Source organism: Alistipes communis, from assembly GCF_006542665.1.
Classification (GTDB): domain Bacteria; phylum Bacteroidota; class Bacteroidia; order Bacteroidales; family Rikenellaceae; genus Alistipes; species Alistipes communis.
The window spans coordinates 538,290-558,023 of sequence record NZ_AP019735.1; the positions used below are offsets into that span (position 1 = coordinate 538,290).

Consider the following 19,734-nt stretch of genomic DNA (forward strand, 5'->3'; position numbering starts at 1 on the left):
AAAAAGCGTATTTTCGCTCCCGAAATCATACACCGCAAAAACATCCGACAACGATGATACGCCAGATCGAATTCACCCTCCGCCCCCGCAGCAGGGGCTTCCACCCGATCACCGACGAGATCGAAGCGAACCTTCCGCCGCTGCCCGCCGCGGGATTGCTGCACCTCTTCATCAAGCACACCTCGGCCGGTCTGACCCTCAACGAGAACGCCGATCCCGACGTGCGCACCGATCTGGAAGCGATCTTCGACCGCCTCGTCCGCGAACGCGAAGCCTACTACATCCACACCTGCGAGGGCGACGACGACATGCCCGCCCATGCGAAATCGACGCTCGTGGGGACGGCTCTCACGCTTCCCGTCAGCCGCGGGCGCATCAACCTGGGCACGTGGCAGGGGATCTACCTGTGCGAATTCCGCAATCGGGCCGCAGGCCGGCGCATCGTCGCCACGGTCGTCGGGTAAGCGTCCGCAGGAACCCGCGGCACCGACCGGCGTCACTCCATCGCCACGACGACCTTTCCGCGAACCCCGCCGCCTTCCAGCCGTTCGTGAGCGCGGGCGATTTCGCCGAACGGGAAGACGCTGTCCACATGCACCCGCAGCCTGCCGCCGGCAAGCAGATCGGCGATACGGCGCATCCCCTCGCCGCTGGAATGCATCAGGATGTGCCTGTAATTCCCGACGCCGTACGCTACGGCCGCTTCATCGGCCTCCGCCTTCCGATCCGAAGGCAGCAGCACGATCATGCCGTCGGGACGAAGCACGTGCAGCGACCGGACGAAATTCTCGCCGCCGACCGTATCGAGCACGAAATCGATCTCCTTCGCCCGCTCCTCGAACCGCTCCGTGTTAAAGTCGATCACCTCGTCGGCACCGAGATTCCGCACGAAACCGGCATCCCTGCCAGCCGCCGTCGAGATCACGTAACAGCCTAACGTCTTTGCGATCTGCACGGCATGATGCCCCACGCCGCCGGCTCCGCCGTGAATCAGCACGCGGGCCCCCGCCCCGATGCCTCCCGTCTCGACCAATGCCTGCCAGGCCGTCAGCGGCGACTGCGCAGCCGCCGCGGCCTCTTCGTGCGAAACGTTCAGCGGTTTGAGGGCGAGGTGTTCCGCCGGTACCGCAGCGAACTCGGCATAGGCGCAGCCCGGCCCGGGGAAATTGACCGTTCCGAAGACAGGATCGCCGATGCGGAACTCCTCGACGCCCTCCCCCGTTTTCGACACGACACCCGAAAGATCCCATCCGAGGATCATCGGCCTCTGCCGACGCAGGGAATCGGCGATCCCGCCGCCCCGACGCGTCTTGACGTCGATCGGATTCACACCGGCGGCTTTTATCGTGACGAGTACCTCGCCCCTCTTCGGAACGGGGGCGGGAACCGTCGCCACGGCGAAACGCTCCGTTCCGCCGAAACGTTCGAGAATCATCGCTTTCATAACGGTAACTTTATGCTATCCACGGGAAACGCCATCCGGCCCCTCCGCCTCGGGAATGCGGGAGTCGGTAAAACAGAGGCAGCCGTCGTAAACGGCAAAGGAGTCCGACCGGCAGTTCCCGCCTCGAAGGATTTTTCGTAGCCGGCACACAGAGCCCGCTCAGAGAAACCGTCCCCGAAAATTTCCGTGACGGAACAGGAGACACCGTCGTGCCGACGCGGAAACCAGACGCACATCCTGCCTCTCTCGCAGATCGCAATTCCGGTGGGTTGCACTCCTCGGAACGAGGCTACGGGAAAAATGCCGACGCGGTCGGTCTCCGTCGTTTTCATAGCGGTCAATCGTTTTTGTCCCGCTACGGCAAAGATAGTGCCCCGCTGCGTGCTTCTCTCGGCAGGCATCGCCGTTCGGTCCCTATTTCGCCCGCCCGAACCGCCGCACGGCATCCGAACGCCGCACCGAGGCATCGATTTTGCATATCGAATCGAAAAGCATACGAATTCGGCCCCGTCGACCGTTTATCCGATACGAATCAAAACAGAAAGACTATGGCAACGACAAAATTCAAGGACATGCCGGTACATCTCTCCGGTGACTTCATCGCAACGGGCGCTGCGGCCCCCGACTTCGAGCTGGTCAAAACCGACCTCGGAACGCTCTCCCTGAGCAGCTTGAAGGGCAAGCGCGTCATTCTGAACATCTTCCCCAGTCTCGACACGGGGGTCTGCGCCATGTCGGTGCGCAAATTCAACCAGCTGGCAGCATCGCTGCCCGACACGGTGGTGTTGGCCATATCGAAGGATCTTCCTTTCGCCCACGCGCGTTTCTGCACCGTAGAGGGGATCGAAAACCTCGTTCCGCTCTCGGATTTCCGCCATTCGGATTTCGATGAAAACTACGGCGTGCTGATGGCCGACGGCCCGCTGCAAGGATTGCTCGCCCGCTCGGTCGTGGTCATCGACCGGGAAGGCAAGGTCGTCTATACGGAACTCGTTCCCGAAATCACGCAGGAACCCGACTACGACCGCGCCGTCGAAGCGGCAAAGAGGGCCTGAGTCCGTCCGAAAAACACGGCGGCCGGCATCCTTTCTCGGATGCCGGCCGCCGTGTCGAATCTACTCCTCCATCGGACGGAACTTCTCTTTCGGCGCCCCGCAACGGGGACAGTGCCAGTCGGCAGGCAGCTCCTCGAAGGGCGTACCCGGGACGATTCCGTGCTTCGGATCGCCTGCGGCCGGATCGTAAATCCACCCGCAAACGCTGCATTTATACTTTTTCATGGCTTCGTCGTCTGAACCGTTACAGCCTGTCGGCCACCTTCTGCCAGTCGACCAGATCCCACCAGTTCTTCACGAACTCGGCGCGCCGGTTACGGTAATCGATATAATAGGCGTGTTCCCAAACGTCGACCGTCAGCAACGGTTTCAGTCCCCGCGTCATCGGGTTGCCGGCGTTGGATTCCGCCACGATCACCAGCTTGCCGTCGGGCTGCTGTGCGAGCCATGTCCAGCCCGAACCGAACAACCCTACGGCCGCCTTCGTGAAGGCCTCCCGAAAGGCTTCGACCGAGCCGAAGTCGCGCGCCAGCGCCGCCGCCAGTTTTTCGGGCATCGGCTGCTGGTCGGGCGTCAGCGTGAGGAAGAAGAAGGTATGGTTCCAAGTCTGCGCGGCGTTGTTGAAGACGCCTCCGTCGGCCTTGCGGACGATTTCGTCGAGCGGCATCTCGGCATAGGGCGTCCCCTCGATCAACTTGTTGAGATTGTCGATGTAGGTTTGGAGATGTTTGCCATAGTGGTACTCGAAGGTCTCCGCGCTCATCTTCGGCGCGAGCGCTTCCGTTTTATAGGGAAGCTGAGGCAACGTGTGTTTCATAGTCTGTCGGTTTTTACTGTTTGACAATGTGTCGATATTTGTTGTTAAAACGTTTTGCGTCACGATTTTATTATCCGGATTCTTCACGAGGATATATCCGTTGAGGTAGGTCGCGAAGAGGATCCACAGCACGTAGGGTGCAAAAAGCCACGCCGCCGAAGGAGTCCGGTGCCGCACCCGGCAGATGTAGACGATCACCAGCGCATCGAGCAGGAGGATGTCGACGAATCCCGCCAGCGGGCTGCGCAGGTAAAAGAAGAAGACGCTCCACAGAAAATTGACGGCCAGTTGCAGGAACCACAGCGTGACGTAGCGTTTGTCGCCGTATCGGAGCACGCGCCCCAGCGAAAGGCCCATGCAGAGGTAGATGATTCCCCATGCGATCGGAAAGGCGATGTCGGGCGGCGTCAGCGCGGGTTTCGCCAGCAGGGGATACCATACGGCGACGGACTCCGCTTGAAGACGCCCCGCCACGAGACCCGCGATCAGACACAGCAGGACGGGGACGACGTAATAAGCAATCTTTTTCATAGGGCAAACGTTGCGTTGCAACCGAACGACCGTGCAAATTTCAGGCGGAACGCACTCCCAAGTTAAGAAAAATTCGGACAGATTGTTACGCTCTTCGGAAGAAAAAAGTGCTGTTTCGGGCCGAATGCCGAAAACGGTCGCCGATCTGCGCCGTTCGTACCGCCGGTACGGCATCCGATGCAGTGCAAACGCGCCGTTCATGCCGCCGGCACACACCGACGGACGGAAAGCCGGCAGCGACGGCCGTTTTCCGTTTTTTTCGTACATTTGTCAACGAAAGGCACCGGAAATGCACTGCACGTCACACATGGGAAAACGGTTACTGCTACTCCTCTTATCGATAGGATGCTGCCTGGCGGGATTCGCCGCCGAGAGCTACACGCTGCGCGGCCGTGTCATCGACCGGCTCACGCGCCGCCCCGTCGCCTATGCGGCCGTCGTACTCGACGGACAGGGCGACAAGGGCGCTTCGACCGACTCGACGGGACGCTTCGCCATCGAACGCGTCCGCCCGGGCATCTACCGGCTGGCGGCCTCCTGCATCGGCTATCGCAACACGCTCACGCCCGAATACGTCGTCTCGGCCGCCACGCCCTTCATCGAGATCGAGCTTGTGGAGGACGCCGCGCAGCTCGACGCCGTGACCGTCACCCCCACGCCGTTCCGCCGCACGGCCGAGAGCCCCGTCGGGTTGCAGGTGATCGGCCTGCGCGAGATCGAAAAGAGCCCGGGCGCCAACCGCGACGTTTCTCGCATCGTGCGCTCCTATCCCGGCGTATCGTTCTCGCCCGTCGGTTACCGCAACGACCTGATCGTACGCGGCGGCGGCCCGTCGGAGAACGTCTTCTACATGGACGGCATCGAGATTCCCAACATCAACCACTTCGCCACGCAGGGCGCTTCGGGCGGCCCCGTGAGCATCGTCAACGCCGATCTGGTGCGCGAGATCAGTTTCTACACCGGCGCCTTCCCCGCCGACCGGGCCGGAGCGCTCAGTTCGGTGCTGGATTTCCGCCTGCGCGACGGCGACCCCGAAAAACACTCCTTCAAGGCGACGCTCGGCGCATCGGAAGTGTCGCTGAGCGGCAACGGCCCCCTCTCGGAGCGGACGACCTACCTCTTTTCCGTACGCCAATCTTACCTGCAACTGCTGTTCAAGATGCTGGGACTTCCTTTCCTGCCCAACTACATCGATGCGCAGGTCAAGATCAAGAGCAAACTGTCGGCCCGCGACGAGCTGACCGTGCTGGGACTTACCGGCATCGACAACATGCGTCTGAACACCGACGAAAAGGGCGAGGAGGCTGAATACCTGCTCAGCTACCTGCCCCGCATCCGGCAGGAGACCTTCACCGTAGGCGCCGTCTACCGCCACTACGCCGGACAGCATACGCAGAGCGTCTCTCTGAGCCACAACTATCTGAACAACCGCAACCTGAAATACCGCGACAACGACGCATCGAGCGACGAGAACCTGATGCTGCGGCTGCGCAGCGTCGAACAGAAGACGACGCTGCGGGGTGAAAACCGTTCGTGGCTCGGACGATGGACGCTGACCGAAGGCGTCGAACTGAACTACCGCCGTTACACCAACCGCACGCTGCAACGCCTCTACGGCCGTGAAACGGACTTCTCCGACTACGATACACGCCTCGGTATCGCGGGCTGGGGGCTTTTCTTCACCGCCGCCTACGAGTCGTCCGACAAACGGTTCACCGCCTCGGCGGGGCTGCGTGCCGACGGCTGCGACTACTCGGCGCGGATGCGGCAGTTCTGGCGGCAGCTTTCGCCGCGCCTGTCGTTGGCCTATGCGCTCGGCGACGCATGGTCGGTCAAGGGCAGCGCCGGCATCTACCACCAGCTGCCGCCCCTGACGGCGCTCGGACTGCGCGACAACGACGGCGCGTGGGTCAACCGCAGCCTGCGCTACATGCGGGTGAAGGCCCTGAGCGCGGGGATCGACTGGCGGCTGCGCGACCGGCTGATCGTCTCGCTCGAAGGATTCCGCAAAGGCTACGACCGCATCCCGCTGTCGCTGGCCGACGGCATTCCGCTCGTCTGCAAGGGCGACGACTACGGCACGGTGGGTGCCGAACCGCTCGTTTCGACGGCCGAAGGCCGCGCCTACGGCGCCGAACTGACGGCTCGCTGGCAAATCCCCGGCAAAATCAACCTCGTCGGCTCGGCGACGCTCTTCCGCAGCGAGTACCGCAACGGCCAGGGCCGCTACGTCCCCTCGGCTTGGGACAACCGCTACGTGGTCAACCTGAGCGGCACCTACGATCTGCCCCGCTCGTGGAGCGTCGGAGCGCGCCTGAGCTGGATCGGCGGAGCGCCCTATACCCCTTACGACGAGGCGAAGTCGTCGCTCGTCTCGGCCTGGGATGCGCAGGGGCGCCCCTACTACGACTACGCATGTTACAATACGGAGCGGCTCGCGGCCTTCGGGCAGCTCGACCTGCGCATCGACAAGACCTTCTATTTCCACCGCTGCATGCTAGGAATCTACATCGACCTGCAAAACGTCACGGCAAGCCGGCTCGAACGCCCCGACGTACTGATGTCGACGGGCGTCATAGCCAACCCCGCGGCCCCCGCCGACGAACAGCGCTACCTCATGAAATACATCGGCCAGTCGAGCGGGACGCTGATCCCGACGCTCGGCGTGACCGTCGAATTTTAATCCCGCAACCATGAAAAACAACCTGCTTAGCGAGAAACTGGTCTACACGGGCGACACCCGCACCCCGACCCACCTCCATCTGGTGCGTTATACGCCGGACGAGGTGCACGAATACACGGCCGACAGCCTCCCGCCGATCGAACCGCAATTCTCCGAAAAGGGGATGATCTGGCTTCAGGTGCACGGGCTGAAAGAGACCGAAACCGTACGGCAGGTCTGCAACCGGTTCGGTATCGACTTTCTGGTGATGCAGGATATCCTCAACGCCGACCACCCGACCAAGGTCGAGGAGCACGAACGCTACATGCTCGTCGTGGCGAAATTCTTTCGCGGCGGGGAGGAGATGCAGGTCTGCCTGGTGCAGGGCGCCGACTTCGTGCTGAGCTTCATCGAGAGCGAAAGTCCGCTTTTCGACGACATCCCGCAGGCGATCCGCAACAACGTGCTGAAATTCCGGTCGCGGCCGTCGGACTACCTGCTCAGCGTACTGCTCAACAGCATCACGGCCAACTACGCCACGCTCATCTCCAAACTGGACGGCGACCTCGACGACCTGGAAACCGGACTGCTCTCGACGACCGACTGCCGCGACACGGGCGGCCAGATTCAGGAGCTGCGCCACCGCTACCTCCAACTCAAACAGGCCGCCCTGCCCCTGCGCGACCAGTACGCGAAACTGCTCCACTCCGACTCGGCGCTGCTTCACAAGAACGTGCGCCCCTTCTTCAACGACGTGAACGACCACCTGCAATACGTCGTGCAGCAGATCGACCTCTGCCGCGAAACGCTCTCGTCGCTCGTTGACCTCTACATCTCGAACAACGACCTGCGCATGAACGCCATCATGAAACGGCTGACGATCGTCTCGACGATCTTCATCCCGCTCACCTTCCTCGTGGGCGTATGGGGCATGAACTTCCGCCGGATGCCCGAACTGGAATGGGAATACGGCTATCCGGCGGCTTGGGCGGCGATGCTGCTCATCGGCGCGGTCGTCTACCTCATTTTCCGCAAGAAGGAGTGGCGCTGAGGCCGCCGGTCGTTTCGGAACTCTCGCCGGAACGCAACTGCGGCCTGCAAATTGCATGACCCAAAATGCCGGACAACGTCGTCCGCCACAACGTTTCACGTCATGCCGAACAATCGCAACAATATCTTCGTCGACCCGCGCGGGGAGTACTACCACGACGCCTACCCCGCCCAGCAACAGGAGCCGCCGGGACTCGAAAGCCGGATGCAACCCCGTCCCGACACCGGCGAAGAGAGCTATCGCGGACACGGGCGGCTGCTGGGGCGCAAGGCGCTCATCACGGGCGGCGACTCGGGAATCGGCCGTGCCGTCGCCATCGCTTTCGCCCGCGAAGGGGCCGACATCGCCGTCAACTATCTGCCGGCCGAACAGCCCGATGCCGCTTCGCTCCGCACGCTGCTCGACGGCGAGGGAAGCCGCCTGACGCTGCTGCCGGGCGATCTGAGCGACGAGCAGAGCTGCCGCCGCATCGTCCGCGACGCCGTCCGCGCACTCGACGGGCTCGACACTCTGGTGCTCAACGCCGGCACGCAGCACGCCGTCAAGGAGATCGCGCACCTCTCGACCGAACAACTGGAATATACCTTCGCCACCAACGTCTTCTCGCTCTTCTGGAGCGTACAGGAGGCGCTTCCCCACATGGAAGCCGGCGCCAGTATCATCACCACTTCTTCGATCCAGGCTTTCCAGCCGTCGTCGTTCCTGACCGACTACGCCGCATCGAAAAGCGCCGTCGTGGGGTTCACCCGCTCGCTGGCCAAACAGCTCGCACCGAAGGGAATCCGCGTCAACTCGGTCGCGCCCGGCCCCGTCTGGACACCGTTGCAGGTGAGCGGCGCGCAGCAGCCCGAGAATATCCCCGGTTTCGGAAGCCGGACACCGCTGGGGCGTGCAGGGCAACCCGTCGAAGTAGCGCCGAGTTACGTCTTTCTCGCCTCCGAAGAGTCGAGCTACATTACCGCCCAGATCATCGGCGTCACGGGCGGACGCTACATTCTCTAAACCCCGCGACCATGAGAACACCCGCCGCCCACCCCGACCGCCTCACGGCCGAAGAGCGCCGCGAACTCGACGACGATGCGTTCGGCATCCCCTCGCGCCGCGAATTTCCGCTCGTCGACGCTGCCCATGTCCGCGCCGCCGAGAGCTATTTCCGCTACGCTCCCGAAGCCGACAAACCCGCCCTCGCTTGGCGCAGGATGCGCCAAGCGGCGGAGTTCGGCATCGAGATCCGCAGCGAAACGATCTTGCGCTGGGCGGCACGGACCGCAAAGCGGTAACGGCAGACAGCTGAAAAAAACGTATCTTTGCAAAAAACGATGTACATGAAATCTCTTATTCCCGTTACCGCCGCCCTGCTGCTGCTCGCGGCCTGCGGCCAACGCAACGCATCCCGACAAACCGCACCGGCCGCCGCGCAAACCGCCGCACCCGACATGCACGACGCCGAAAACGCCCTCGACTACCAGGGCGCCTATACCGGCGTCTTTCCGGCCGCCGATGTACCGGGCATCGCCGTCACGCTGACGCTCGGCCCCGACGGACGCTACACCGAGGTGAACCGCTACTGCGAACGCCCCGGCCAGTTCACCGACTACGGATGCTACACCGTCCGCGGGAACATACTCACCCTGCGCCCCGATTCGCCGAAAGACATCCCCGCCTACTACCGGGTCGGCGAAAACCGGCTCTGGCGGCTCGACAGCCACCAACAGCCCATCACGGGACCGTTCGCCGACCAGTACATCCTCACCAAATCGGATTCGGCAACTCCCGCAGGCTGCTACTGACGCCCCTGCCGACACGATCCATCCCTCCGGTACGGGAGTCTCCGCCGTCCGCCCACGGACGGTCGCGGCACCGCGGCCGCCGCTCCGACAGGGGAAATCAAAAAACCTCCCGCACGGGTTTCGTGCAGGAGGTCGAGCGAAACGGCACCGAAGCGCCGTTCAGGCGTATGCGCTGCTATTATTTGTTGTTGTAGGCAGCCATCTTCTCGATGAGCATGAGCACCTTGTTCGAGTAACCCCACTCGTTGTCATACCACGAAACGACCTTCACGAAGGTGTCGGTCAAAGCGATACCGGCAGCCTTGTCGAAGATCGAAGTACGGGCGTCGCCCAGGAAGTCGGACGAAACGACTGCATCCTCGGTATAACCCAGAATACCCTTCAATTCGCCCTCCGAAGCCTCCTTCATGGCAGCGCAGATCTCGTCGTACTTGGCGGGCTTCGCCAGATTGACGGTCAGGTCGACGACCGATACGTCGAGCGTAGGAACGCGCATCGACATACCCGTCAGTTTGCCGTTCAACTCGGGAATCACCTTGCCTACGGCCTTAGCGGCACCCGTCGACGAGGGGATGATGTTGCCCGAAGCGGCACGGCCGCCGCGCCAGTCCTTCATCGAGGGACCGTCGACGGTCTTCTGCGTCGCGGTGGTCGAGTGTACGGTGGTCATCAGACCGTCGGTGATGCCGAACTTGTCGTTGAGCACCTTGGCGATCGGAGCCAGGCAGTTGGTGGTGCACGATGCGTTCGAAACGATCGTCTGGCCGGCATAGGTGTCGGTGTTGACGCCGCAAACGAACATCGGCGTATCGTCCTTCGAAGGAGCCGACATGACGACGTACTTGGCACCTGCCTTCAAGTGAGCCTCAGCCTTCTCCTTGGTCAGGAACAGACCGGTCGATTCAACGACGTACTCGGCGCCCACCTCGTTCCATTTCAGGTTCGCGGGATCCTTCTCGGCCGTTACGCGGATAGCCTGACCGTTGACGATCAGCTGGCCCTTTTCGACATTGTAGTCGATCGTACCGTTGAACTGGCCGTGCATCGTATCGTACTTCAGCATGTAAGCCATGTAATCCACCGGTACGAGGTCGTTGATGCCCACTACTTCGATCTGATCGTTGGTGCATGCGGCACGGAACACCAGACGGCCGATACGGCCGAAACCGTTGATACCAATCTTAATCTTTGACATAGTCGTAATTTTTATTGTTAGGAAAAAACTTTACTGTTATTCGCGTCACAAAAGTACATACTTTGTATATATTTAACAAATAATCCAACTAAAAAATTTTAATTTCCGATCCGACGCCCGATCGTGGAAACGGGTTCGCAATTATCGTGCTAACCCCGCCCGCCACGGACGGGGAACCTCCTGCGCCGCGACGACGCCCGCCCGATGCCGGCGTTCCGCGGCGCGGAAGCGTACGGACGGGGCCGCAATCCCCCGAATTTTAGATAATAAAAATATCGTTCAAGATTGATTTCTAACAACTTTTTTCCGAAATTTGCATCAACAATACTCCAAAGAGTGTTTTTTTAGCAAAATAGTTTTTATCTTTGTGCTGTCGACGACTCCGGTCGCCGACGGACATATTCGATGAAAGTGTTTAGCTTTTGTCCTTGAGCGAAAATGTGGTAGTTTTCAGTAAACAGGGATAGCAATAACACTCGTCACTTGTATTGGTACGCGATGTGCTCTGCTCCGTGCTATACAGGTGTGGAGTATTGTTTATTTGTTTACGGGTATACCACAACCTTCGCTCAGATAAACTAACGACTCCACACTTTCTTTTTTTGGATCCCACCTCTCAGGAGTCGGCAGGTGACAAACCGAAACAATCATGGAAACGAGTAAAGGCTGCAAGAAACTTTACCTGGCCCCGACGTTGTCTCTCTCGTTCGTTGAAGTCGAGCAAGGCTTCGCGACCTCCGAGACAGGCGGCAGCGGCGACTGGCGGGAGGATCCCATCGTGCCCGGCGACGGCAGCGACTGGGATTGACACCGCCCGCAATACGGGCAGTCGCCCGCCTTGCAATCCGACTTATTTATTAACCAATTCACTCTATCCGAACGAAAATGAAAACAATCTATTGGGGATTGTTGTCCCTGTGACTGGCTCTAGCCGGCTGTACGAAGGGTGTCGACGAGCCGACACCGGCCGGTGCAACGCCGGCGACCGATGAAACTCCGTTTTACGGCACGATCGAAACCGATGCCGACACCCGCTGCGCCACGAAGGACTCCGACGGGCAGATCGACGTCCACTGGAACCCGACCGACGAGATCGCCCTCTTCAAAGGCTGTCCGCTGTGCAGTTGCTACGGCGTGCAGCCCGACCAGAACGATCCCAGCCACTGCGAACTCTATTTCAAGGAAGGAGCCCACGGCGACCAGTTCGGCGGCGCGACGATCGAATACGACGCCAACTATGCGCTCCATCCCTATTACGCCGACGGCGTGGCCTGCGACAAGGTCGGCGGCGTACCGATGATGACCTTCTCGCTGCCCGCCACGCAGCGTTACAACGCCGCGGCGCACGCCGGCATCGGCTGCGTACCGATGACGGCAGCCACCCGCTCGCGCACCGAAACCAACCTGCCGTTCATGGTGGCCGTCGGCGCCCTGCGCCTTCAATTCTACACGACCGAAACCGATCCGGTGAAGGTGATGGGGCTGCGCTTCATCGCCAATGGCGACGAGGGCGTTGCGGGTGCCGCCGCTGTGGCGATGAACTATCTCGAGGAGGGCCAGTCGGGCGAACCCCGTCTGACGATGGCTGCCGACGCCGCAAAAGAGGTCGCAGTCGACTGCGGCGAAGGCGTCGTCCTGAGCACCGATGCCGATTACCCCACGCAGTTCGCCGTCGCTCTGCCCCGCAGACCTTCGACCAAGGCTTCACGATCGAACTGACCGACGACCGCGGACGCACCATGGAGATCACCAAACCGGCCGAGTCGGCTTCGCCCGTCACGATCGTCCGCCGCGAGTTCTACGCCATGAAGGCGATCGAGTTCAAACCCGAACCCGAAGCGGTCGACCTGGGCAAACCGGCCAACTGCTACGTCGTTTCGCAAGCCGGCACCTACATGTTCCCCGCCGAACTCGTCGACGGCACCGCCATCAAGGGCTCCTTCGACACGGTCGACTGGACGTGGCGTACGACGGGCGTCGAACTGAGCGACATCGCCTATGTCGACGGCTATATCCGTTTCACGGTGAAGAAGTTCGTCAAGGGTAACGCCTCGATCTCCGCCTACGACGCGCAGCAGCATCTGATGCTGCACAACTGGCACATCTGGCTGACCGACGCCCCGCAGGAGATGGGAACGGTCGCCGGCGCCTCCTCGCCCGTATTCCTCGACCGGAACATCGGTGCCGTGGCGACCGATCCCAATGACCCGAACAGCTACGGCCTGCTCTACCAGTGGGGACGCAAAGACCCGTACCGCAACATGGCTGCGGGCAGCATCAACGAGCGGCCGGAGATCAACCCCGCATGGAAAACCGTCACGGGCAACACGGTCTATTGGAACGACTGGAACATCCAGAACGCATGGAGCAGTTGGGAGAAGCGCAACAACTATCCGCTCTGTTTCATGTATTCGCGTACTTATTATGACGGCCGCGACTACAACTGGGTGAAATACGAAACGGCACCGACGCACTATCTGTGGTTCACGCCCAAGACCAATTTCGACCCGTGTCCCGCCGGATACCGCATTCCGACGCAGCAGGAGTTCGACGTCGATTATACACTCGACGACGACGGGAACATCGGCTTTACGGTGGTCGCCGACCGGCAATTCAATCCGCTGCCCGCGCAGGGCTATCTGAAATTCGACGGAACACCCCGTTTCATCGGTCAGGAAGTGACACTCTGGACGTGCCAGCCCTATGCCACCGGTGCAGGACAATTGGGTGCATACAACTTCGACTACTACATCGGCGAGCCGTCGTCGCTGACGAATACAGACCTTGTCAACCGGTCGTTCGCCATGCCCGTTCGCTGCGTCAAGATCAAATAAGCGGAGCGGAACCGGCATCCGTAATCGCAGAACATCTCCTTGCGCCCGTCAGCCAGCGGGAACGATGTCATGTGTGTGTTGTTTCGGAGAAGCCATCGCAAGGGGCTTCTCTTTTTCATGCTCCCCTTGCTTTCTTGCCGACGCACCGGCGGGAGGCGAACCGCCCTCCAATACGGGGCGAAACATACGGAAAGGCGCAGTCCATCGTGCGGAGTGCGCCTTCGCCCGCCGTACCGGCCGCCGTCAGCCGATCGCCTTCTTCGCGCGCTTGGCCATGGCCGAAGCGAAGACGAAATCGTTCAGCTCGCGGTTGTCCGTGTGCAGGATGTCCTCCTTGGTGCCTTCCCACCATTTGCGGCCCTTGTAGATGTAGACGATCTTCTGCCCGATCTCCATGACGGAGTTCATGTCGTGGGTATTGATGATCGTGGTGATGTTGTACTCCTCGGTGATCTCGTGGATCAGGTTGTCGATGACGATCGAGGTCTGCGGATCGAGGCCCGAGTTGGGCTCGTCGCAGAAGAGGTAGCGCGGGTTCAGGACGATCGCGCGCGCGATGGCCACGCGCTTGATCATGCCGCCCGACAACTCCGAAGGGTAGAGATCGTCGGCGTTTTCGAGCCGCACGCGCCGCAGGCAGAAATCCACGCGCTCGCGTTTCTCGGCCTCCGACTGATCGGTGAAGAGATCCAGCGGCAGGCGGATGTTCTCCGCCACGGTCGACGAGTCCAGCAGCGCACCGCCCTGAAAGATCATGCCGATGTCCTTGCGGATCGCCTTGCGCTCCTTGAATCCGAGCGCCGTATAGCGGATGTCGTCGTAGAAGATCTCCCCCGAATCGACGGCGTGCAACCCCACCAGACATTTCAGCAGCACGGTTTTGCCCGAACCGCTCTGCCCGATGATGAGATTCGTCTTTCCGGTCTCGAACTCCACCGAGATGTCGTCGAGCACCGTGCGCCCGTCGAACGACTTGAAGATATGTTCCGCGCGTATCATGTCAGCAGGATTTGCGTGAGGATCAGGTTGAAGATCATGATGACGATCGACGAAGCGACCACCGCCCGCGTCGAAGCCTTGCCTACTTCCAGCGAATTGCCCTTGGCGTAGTAGCCGTAGAAGGCCGACACGGAGGTGATGATGAAGGCGAAGAAGCAGGTTTTGATGAGCGAATAGACGATCGAATAGAGTTTGAAATCGTAGAGCAGTCCCGTGACGTAGTCGTCGGGGATCATGATGCCCGTGAAGACGGCGATCATCCAGCCGCCGGCGATGCCGATCAGAATGCTCAGGATCGTCAGGAACGGAAAGAAGAGCACCGTAGCCACGATCTTGGGCAGGATGAGGTACGACGCCGAGTTGACGCCCATGATTTCCAGCGCGTCGATCTGCTCGGTAATGCGCATCGTACCGATCTCGGAGGCGATGTTCGACCCCACCTTGCCGGCCAGTATGAGCGCCACGACCGTCGAGGAGAATTCCAGGATCATCGTCTCGCGCGTGGCGTAGCCGATGATGTACTTCGGAATGAACGGCGATTCGAGGTTGATCGACATCTGCAACGTGATGACTGCGCCGATGAAGACCGAAATGATCGCCGTCAGCCCGATCGAGTTCAGGCCGAGCGCATCCATTTCGTAAATGATCCGGCGACGGTAGATCGGAAGCTTCTCAGGACGCGAGAAGACCTTTCCCATCAGGATGAAATATTGCCCGACGAGGGCGAAGAGTTTCGACAACATAGCAATCTATCCCGGCGACCGGACTGCATTCGGCCGCCGCAGGTTTATTTTTTCGGGTTCTGCTCCTCCACCTCCTCGAACTCGACGTATTCGCCCACCGAGTCGTTGATCCGCTTTTCGGGCGTGTCGGAGGTCTTGTAGACCTTCACGTCGCCTTCGTCGCGGCGCGAGTACCACGTATAGGTGCGGCGGCGCGGGCCTTCCTGCGAGAAGCCTCCCTGCTGCCCCATTTCACGGCGCAGCTTGTTGACACGGTATCGGAACAGAAGGACGAAAACGACGCCCAGCAACAAAATCGTCAGCATAACGTAAAAGATAAAGTTGGCGATACCGACCAGCACCGACGGCGCGGCGACGGCCAGTATCAGGATAACGAGGCACGTCACGGGGTTGCGGCGGACGAACTCCGTGAGGCCGTATAGAATCCGAGTGAAAAATTCCATAACAACATTCACCATTATTCGGACAAAGATACGAAAAGTCGAGTGCAGAAGCAAACATTCATGTTTGATTATGCCGAGACGGAGTATCTTCGGCGTCAGCCAAAGATACGAATAAGCGAGGGCAATGTCAAATTTATTTGAACATTGCCGAACGGGAGCATCTAAGGCATCAGCCAAAGGTACAAAAATCAAACGATAAAAACGCAATCCGGACCGGATTCCTCCGGAACCGATGAAAAAACGCTAATTTGTCCTGATTATTTTCCGAATCCGCCATGAATCTCCCTGCCTCGCCCCGTTCGCTTTCGCGCTCGGCCGATTTCGGACTGCTGCGCATCGACCGGGGACTCGACCGCATGGCCGACGGGATCGAACGCTGCCGGCTCGCCGCGGGCAAACGCATCCCGTTCGGAGAGATGTCGTGACAAGCACCTCTTTCGACAGCCGGCCGCTCCGTGCGAAAACAGACAAAAAGATTGAAAAATACGGCGATCGAACAGGTATTTCCGAAAAAAAGCTTATCTTTGAAAACCTTTTCGACAAGCCGAGCGCAGAGCCGAACCCAGTTCGAACTATGCCGAGGCGGGAAAAGGATTGCGAAAGCGGCGGAATCCCATCCGACGAACAGAGACCGCACCCACAACAAAAGCGGCGCTCGTCCATTCGATGTTATCTCCGTGTAAATTTTAGCGAATCGGCAAATTTTCGAAATCAGATGAAAAAACGACTTATCCTCTCGATCCTTCTGCTCGCCGCTTTCGGCTTGCAGGCCCGCGCGCAACGCAAAATCGCAGGGACGCGCACGGCGGACTTCACGATCGTCTACTGCTCCGCACTCGAAGACGAGGAGGGCATCGATGCCGCGCGGACGCTCCGACAGGAGCTCGCCGGCGCCGAACAGCCCGAATTGCGGATACTGCCCGACACGGCGTTCCGCCGGGGCCGGGCCATCCGGCTCGTCCGGTCGGAGGATCGGGCGCCCTTCGACTACGCCGTCCGCGTCTCGCGCGGCGATCTTCTGATCGACGGCGGCGGCAGCTGGGCCCTGACGAAGGCCGCGCAGCATGTCGCGCAAATGCTCCGGGAGGGCGACATTCCGCGCGACGCGCATATCGAAGGCTCGGTCGAGGGCGAATGCCTCTTCGCACGCGCTGCGGGTTCGAACCTGCGCATCCTGGCCGACAACATCTGGGATTACAGCCGCGACGACATTCCCGAAGCATGGCGCCTCATCGGCGAAGATCCCCGCGACGACGTGCGTGCTCCGCAATTCGCCCAGCTCGTGCGCGCCTTCATGCCCGACGTGCTCGATTTGCAGGAATACAGCCTCCACATGCACCAGCGGTTCTACCCGCTGATCCGCCGATACGGCTATCGGATCGCCTACGAGGGCGAGGAGCCGTGGAACAACACGCCGATCTTCTATAACCCCGAAACCGTGGAGCTGGTGGACGTCAACTACGTCCTCTACGCCCCGTCGTGCTGGAGCAACATCGGCAGCAAATCCTACACCTCGGCGGTCTTCCGCAAGAAGGACACGGGCCGGCTCTTCGCCGTGGTCAACACCCACCTGTGGTGGAAGAGCGAAGCCGCGCAGCCGGGCAGTACCTACGCGCGTGCGGCACAGGTACGTCTGATGATGGCCGAAGCCGAAGTGCTGAAAAACAAGTACGGCTGCACGATTTTCGTCACGGGCGACATGAACGCCTACGAAGATTCGCTGCCCATACGCCAGTTCATCGAAGGGGGTTACACGCCCTGCTACAAGGCGGCGACGGACGCGACCGACAACGGCAACGGCCATCACATCTGCGGCCCGAAAGACGGCTATTCGCGCACGAGCCGGCGCCGCAGCCCCGACCGCGAAAAGGGCGCTATCGACCACTGCTTCATCTACAACGCCCAAGAAGGCGTGGCGGTCAAAGTCTTCGACTGCATCACGGCCCGCTTCACCGTCAAACTCACCGACCACTACCCCTACCTGATCGATGCGGCCCTGTAAGCGGACTTCTCCGGCCTGCGGAGGCGGCGGCTCGCCGGACGAGCCGGACGATGGAAAATACCGGCGGTCGGTTTTCATCGGTGCGCTCACGCTCGGATTCGGGCTGGGCGTCGCCCTCTTTTTCAGCACGGGAGCACCGCTTCCCTGCAAGGTCTGCTATCCGGCCGCCTGGCTTTCGCTCGTGCTGTTCGCCCTGCGCGACAAGGCGTGCGTGCCGGTAGCCGGCGCCCTGCTGCTCTCGGCGGCGGGCGATGCCGCCGGAGCAGTGCACGACTTTCTGCTCCAAATGTTCCTCTTCGCGCTGGCGCACGTCGCCTACATCCGCTATTTCCTGCCGTCGGCCGAATTCTCCCGCAGACGCATCGCCGCCGCGGCAGTCGTCGGTGCCGGCCTGCTCCTGTTCCTCTTCGCCGGCATCGTCCCCCGCGTGGCGTCGTCCGTCGAACGGACGGGTGTCGCACTCTACGGCACGGTGATCGCAGCCATGCTCCTCAGCGTGCTCTTCTATCGGGGACGCTACGCCCCGGGCTTCCGCGTCGCGGCGCTGCTCTTCGTCTTCTCCGACGCGACGATCGCATGGAACAAATTCGTGGAACCGCTCCCCGACGCCACCCTCCGCATCATGTCCACCTACTACGCCGCACAGTACCTCTTCGCCCTGCTGGCCCTCGCGGCAAGCAGCCGCAAAGCGGCGGCGGCCAGGCCGTGAACGACACTTCCTCCCGCAACCTCCGTACGCCGGAAATCCCACCCTCCAAATTTCCGAATCCCCGCTTTTTTGCCTACCTTTGCCGCATCAAAATCCGACACGATATGTTATTGAGCAACCTGACCGCCATTTCGCCCGTCGACGGACGCTACCGCAAGGTAACGGAGCGACTGGCCGACTACTTTTCGGAATACGCCCTGATCCGCTACCGCGTCCGCGTCGAAGTGGAGTATTTCATCGCCCTGTGCGAACTGCCGCTGCCCGAATTGAAAGGGATCGACACGACCGCATTCGAGCGACTGCGCGGACTTTACCGCGACTTCTCGACGGCCGACGCCGAGCGCGTCAAGGAGATCGAGCGCACGACCAACCACGACGTGAAAGCCGTCGAGTACCTGCTCAAAGAGAAGATGGATGCGCTGGGGCTGGGCGCCTGCAAGGAGTTCGTCCACTTCGGCCTCACGTCGCAGGACATCAACAACACGGCCATTCCGCTCTCGATCAAGGAGGCGCTGGCGGAGGTCTGCTACCCTGCACTGGCCGAACTGCGCGAGAAGCTCGCCGCGCTGGCCGCCGAGTGGCACGCCGTCCCGATGCTGGCCCACACGCACGGCCAGCCCGCCTCGCCCACGCGGCTGGGCAAGGAGCTGATGGTCTTCGTCGAACGGCTCGACCGGCAGATCGACCAATTGAAAGCCGTCGCCGTCACGGCCAAATTCGGCGGTGCGACGGGCAATTTCAACGCCCACCACGTCGCCTACCCCGCCGTCGACTGGATCGCGTTCGCCAACCGTTTCGTCGGGAATACACTGGGGCTGACCCGCTCGCAGTACACCACCCAGATCGAGCATTACGACAATCTGGCGGCGCTGTTCGACGCGCTCAAACGCATCGACACCATTCTCATCGACCTCTGCCGCGACATGTGGACCTATATTTCGATGGAGTATTTCAAGCAGCGCATCAAGGCCGGCGAGATCGGTTCGAGCGCCATGCCCCACAAGGTCAACCCGATCGACTTCGAAAATGCCGAAGGCAATCTGGGCATCGCCAACGCGCTCTACGAGCATCTGGCGGGCAAGCTGCCCGTTTCGCGTATGCAGCGCGACCTGACCGACTCGACCGTGCTGCGCAATGTCGGCGTTCCGGTGGCCCACACGCTGCTGGCCGTCGCTTCGCTGATGAAGGGGCTGGGCAAGGTGATTCTCAACGAGGAGGCGCTGCGCCGCGATCTGGACGACAACTGGGCCGTCGTGGCCGAAGGCATCCAGACCGTCCTGCGCCGTGCGGGCTATCCCTCGCCCTACGAAGCGCTCAAAGCGCTCACGCGCACCAACACCCACATCACCGCCGAGGCGATCGCCGCATTCATCGCCGGGCTCGACGTCTCGGAAGAGGTCAAGGCCGAGTTGCGCGCCATCACCCCCGCCAGCTACACGGGCATCGACTTCTGACGGAT

General features: G+C 61.0%; 21 protein-coding genes. 14 read left to right on the forward strand and 7 right to left on the reverse strand.

Annotated features, from left to right (window positions below; all coding sequences use genetic code 11):
* Positions 1-53 precede the first annotated feature (53 nt).
* Complete coding sequence (locus FMF02_RS02290; RefSeq protein ID WP_019131239.1) at positions 54-464, forward strand: secondary thiamine-phosphate synthase enzyme YjbQ; 411 nt, start codon at positions 54-56, stop codon at positions 462-464.
* 32 nt (positions 465-496) lie between these two features.
* Here the strand turns inward: FMF02_RS02290 and FMF02_RS02295 are convergent, their stop codons facing one another.
* Positions 497-1,444, reverse strand: coding sequence for an NADP-dependent oxidoreductase (locus tag FMF02_RS02295; RefSeq protein ID WP_141412071.1), 948 nt, complete (start codon positions 1,442-1,444; stop codon positions 497-499).
* Positions 1,445-1,992: 548 nt separating this feature from the next.
* Between FMF02_RS02295 and tpx the strand changes: the two genes are divergently transcribed.
* Entirely contained in the window at positions 1,993-2,499 is a 507-nt protein-coding gene (gene tpx, locus FMF02_RS02300) for a thiol peroxidase (protein ID WP_019131242.1), read from the forward strand.
* A gap of 60 nt (positions 2,500-2,559) precedes the next feature.
* Here the strand turns inward: tpx and rd are convergent, their stop codons facing one another.
* Entirely contained in the window at positions 2,560-2,724 is a 165-nt protein-coding gene (rd, locus tag FMF02_RS02305; protein ID WP_141412072.1) for a rubredoxin, read from the reverse strand.
* 19 nt (positions 2,725-2,743) lie between these two features.
* Positions 2,744-3,847 (reverse strand): Fe-Mn family superoxide dismutase, encoded by a 1,104-nt coding sequence (locus FMF02_RS13990; protein WP_019131244.1) that lies wholly within the window; start codon positions 3,845-3,847, stop codon positions 2,744-2,746.
* A gap of 307 nt (positions 3,848-4,154) precedes the next feature.
* Here FMF02_RS13990 and FMF02_RS02315 point away from each other — a divergent pair, with 307 nt between their 5' ends.
* The 5 genes from FMF02_RS02315 (at position 4,155) to FMF02_RS02335 (ending at position 9,350) form a co-directional block, all read left to right on the forward strand.
* A complete protein-coding gene (locus tag FMF02_RS02315; RefSeq protein WP_179952776.1) occupies positions 4,155-6,530 on the forward strand; it encodes a TonB-dependent receptor in 2,376 nt (791 codons plus the stop codon).
* A 10-nt stretch (positions 6,531-6,540) separates the two neighbouring features.
* Positions 6,541-7,560, forward strand: a complete 1,020-nt coding sequence (corA, locus tag FMF02_RS02320) for a magnesium/cobalt transporter CorA (RefSeq protein ID WP_141412074.1) — start codon at positions 6,541-6,543, stop codon at positions 7,558-7,560.
* 102 nt (positions 7,561-7,662) lie between these two features.
* Positions 7,663-8,562 (forward strand): SDR family oxidoreductase, encoded by a 900-nt coding sequence (locus tag FMF02_RS02325; protein ID WP_141412075.1) that lies wholly within the window; start codon positions 7,663-7,665, stop codon positions 8,560-8,562.
* Between the two features lie 11 nt (positions 8,563-8,573).
* The gene (locus FMF02_RS02330) at positions 8,574-8,840 is read left to right on the forward strand and encodes a DUF6582 domain-containing protein (RefSeq protein WP_141412076.1); all 267 of its coding nucleotides are present in this window, start codon (positions 8,574-8,576) and stop codon (positions 8,838-8,840) included.
* 45 nt (positions 8,841-8,885) lie between these two features.
* Positions 8,886-9,350, forward strand: a complete 465-nt coding sequence (locus tag FMF02_RS02335; protein WP_141412077.1) for a copper resistance protein NlpE — start codon at positions 8,886-8,888, stop codon at positions 9,348-9,350.
* A gap of 178 nt (positions 9,351-9,528) precedes the next feature.
* Here the strand turns inward: FMF02_RS02335 and gap are convergent, their stop codons facing one another.
* Positions 9,529-10,545: a type I glyceraldehyde-3-phosphate dehydrogenase gene (gap, locus tag FMF02_RS02340; protein WP_019131250.1), complete on the reverse strand. Its 1,017-nt coding sequence runs from the start codon at positions 10,543-10,545 to the stop codon at positions 9,529-9,531.
* A gap of 649 nt (positions 10,546-11,194) precedes the next feature.
* Between gap and FMF02_RS13610 the strand changes: the two genes are divergently transcribed.
* The 3 genes from FMF02_RS13610 (at position 11,195) to FMF02_RS02350 (ending at position 13,379) form a co-directional block, all read left to right on the forward strand.
* Positions 11,195-11,353, forward strand: coding sequence for a hypothetical protein (locus FMF02_RS13610; protein WP_162502190.1), 159 nt, complete (start codon positions 11,195-11,197; stop codon positions 11,351-11,353).
* 326 nt (positions 11,354-11,679) lie between these two features.
* The gene (locus FMF02_RS02345) at positions 11,680-12,264 is read left to right on the forward strand and encodes a hypothetical protein (RefSeq protein WP_141412078.1); all 585 of its coding nucleotides are present in this window, start codon (positions 11,680-11,682) and stop codon (positions 12,262-12,264) included.
* A gap of 20 nt (positions 12,265-12,284) precedes the next feature.
* Positions 12,285-13,379: a fibrobacter succinogenes major paralogous domain-containing protein gene (locus FMF02_RS02350; protein ID WP_141412079.1), complete on the forward strand. Its 1,095-nt coding sequence runs from the start codon at positions 12,285-12,287 to the stop codon at positions 13,377-13,379.
* A 243-nt stretch (positions 13,380-13,622) separates the two neighbouring features.
* Here the strand turns inward: FMF02_RS02350 and FMF02_RS02355 are convergent, their stop codons facing one another.
* The 3 genes from FMF02_RS02355 to FMF02_RS02365 are packed head-to-tail and all read right to left on the reverse strand — an operon-like array spanning position 13,623 to position 15,564.
* On the reverse strand, positions 13,623-14,378 hold the full coding sequence (locus tag FMF02_RS02355) for an ABC transporter ATP-binding protein (protein ID WP_019131251.1): 756 nt from the start codon (positions 14,376-14,378) through the stop codon (positions 13,623-13,625).
* Positions 14,375-15,121: an MlaE family ABC transporter permease gene (locus FMF02_RS02360; RefSeq protein WP_019131252.1), complete on the reverse strand. Its 747-nt coding sequence runs from the start codon at positions 15,119-15,121 to the stop codon at positions 14,375-14,377. The genes FMF02_RS02355 and FMF02_RS02360 overlap by 4 nt, the downstream gene beginning before the upstream one ends.
* Positions 15,122-15,165: 44 nt before the next feature.
* Positions 15,166-15,564: a DUF4834 family protein gene (locus FMF02_RS02365; protein WP_141412080.1), complete on the reverse strand. Its 399-nt coding sequence runs from the start codon at positions 15,562-15,564 to the stop codon at positions 15,166-15,168.
* 275 nt (positions 15,565-15,839) lie between these two features.
* Between FMF02_RS02365 and FMF02_RS13615 the strand changes: the two genes are divergently transcribed.
* The 4 genes from FMF02_RS13615 to purB all read left to right on the forward strand — a co-directional run bounded on the left by FMF02_RS13615 (position 15,840) and on the right by purB (position 19,729).
* Positions 15,840-15,989: a hypothetical protein gene (locus FMF02_RS13615; RefSeq protein ID WP_162502191.1), complete on the forward strand. Its 150-nt coding sequence runs from the start codon at positions 15,840-15,842 to the stop codon at positions 15,987-15,989.
* A 290-nt stretch (positions 15,990-16,279) separates the two neighbouring features.
* Positions 16,280-17,566 (forward strand): endonuclease/exonuclease/phosphatase family protein, encoded by a 1,287-nt coding sequence (locus FMF02_RS02370; protein ID WP_141412081.1) that lies wholly within the window; start codon positions 16,280-16,282, stop codon positions 17,564-17,566.
* Positions 17,553-18,275, forward strand: a complete 723-nt coding sequence (locus FMF02_RS02375; RefSeq protein WP_179952777.1) for a lysoplasmalogenase family protein — start codon at positions 17,553-17,555, stop codon at positions 18,273-18,275. The genes FMF02_RS02370 and FMF02_RS02375 overlap by 14 nt, the downstream gene beginning before the upstream one ends.
* Positions 18,276-18,379: 104 nt before the next feature.
* Complete coding sequence (gene purB / locus FMF02_RS02380; protein WP_141412082.1) at positions 18,380-19,729, forward strand: adenylosuccinate lyase; 1,350 nt, start codon at positions 18,380-18,382, stop codon at positions 19,727-19,729.
* Positions 19,730-19,734: the final 5 nt, after the last annotated feature.

Bases quoted from the DNA above. Each gene is read 5' to 3' on its own strand.
- FMF02_RS02290 (WP_019131239.1), top strand. From the start codon at position 54: ATGATACGCCAGATCGAATTCACCCTCCGCCCCCGCAGCAGGGGCTTC.
- FMF02_RS02295 (WP_141412071.1), bottom strand. From the start codon at position 1,444: ATGAAAGCGATGATTCTCGAACGTTTCGGCGGAACGGAGCGTTTCGCC.
- tpx (WP_019131242.1), top strand. From the start codon at position 1,993: ATGGCAACGACAAAATTCAAGGACATGCCGGTACATCTCTCCGGTGAC.
- rd (WP_141412072.1), bottom strand. From the start codon at position 2,724: ATGAAAAAGTATAAATGCAGCGTTTGCGGGTGGATTTACGATCCGGCC.
- FMF02_RS13990 (WP_019131244.1), bottom strand. From the start codon at position 3,847: ATGAAAAAGATTGCTTATTACGTCGTCCCCGTCCTGCTGTGTCTGATC.
- FMF02_RS02315 (WP_179952776.1), top strand. From the start codon at position 4,155: ATGGGAAAACGGTTACTGCTACTCCTCTTATCGATAGGATGCTGCCTG.
- corA (WP_141412074.1), top strand. From the start codon at position 6,541: ATGAAAAACAACCTGCTTAGCGAGAAACTGGTCTACACGGGCGACACC.
- FMF02_RS02325 (WP_141412075.1), top strand. From the start codon at position 7,663: ATGCCGAACAATCGCAACAATATCTTCGTCGACCCGCGCGGGGAGTAC.
- FMF02_RS02330 (WP_141412076.1), top strand. From the start codon at position 8,574: ATGAGAACACCCGCCGCCCACCCCGACCGCCTCACGGCCGAAGAGCGC.
- FMF02_RS02335 (WP_141412077.1), top strand. From the start codon at position 8,886: ATGAAATCTCTTATTCCCGTTACCGCCGCCCTGCTGCTGCTCGCGGCC.
- gap (WP_019131250.1), bottom strand. From the start codon at position 10,545: ATGTCAAAGATTAAGATTGGTATCAACGGTTTCGGCCGTATCGGCCGT.
- FMF02_RS13610 (WP_162502190.1), top strand. From the start codon at position 11,195: ATGGAAACGAGTAAAGGCTGCAAGAAACTTTACCTGGCCCCGACGTTG.
- FMF02_RS02350 (WP_141412079.1), top strand. From the start codon at position 12,285: ATGGAGATCACCAAACCGGCCGAGTCGGCTTCGCCCGTCACGATCGTC.
- FMF02_RS02355 (WP_019131251.1), bottom strand. From the start codon at position 14,378: ATGATACGCGCGGAACATATCTTCAAGTCGTTCGACGGGCGCACGGTG.
- FMF02_RS02360 (WP_019131252.1), bottom strand. From the start codon at position 15,121: ATGTTGTCGAAACTCTTCGCCCTCGTCGGGCAATATTTCATCCTGATG.
- FMF02_RS02365 (WP_141412080.1), bottom strand. From the start codon at position 15,564: ATGGAATTTTTCACTCGGATTCTATACGGCCTCACGGAGTTCGTCCGC.
- FMF02_RS13615 (WP_162502191.1), top strand. From the start codon at position 15,840: ATGAATCTCCCTGCCTCGCCCCGTTCGCTTTCGCGCTCGGCCGATTTC.
- FMF02_RS02370 (WP_141412081.1), top strand. From the start codon at position 16,280: ATGAAAAAACGACTTATCCTCTCGATCCTTCTGCTCGCCGCTTTCGGC.
- FMF02_RS02375 (WP_179952777.1), top strand. From the start codon at position 17,553: ATGCGGCCCTGTAAGCGGACTTCTCCGGCCTGCGGAGGCGGCGGCTCG.
- purB (WP_141412082.1), top strand. From the start codon at position 18,380: ATGTTATTGAGCAACCTGACCGCCATTTCGCCCGTCGACGGACGCTAC.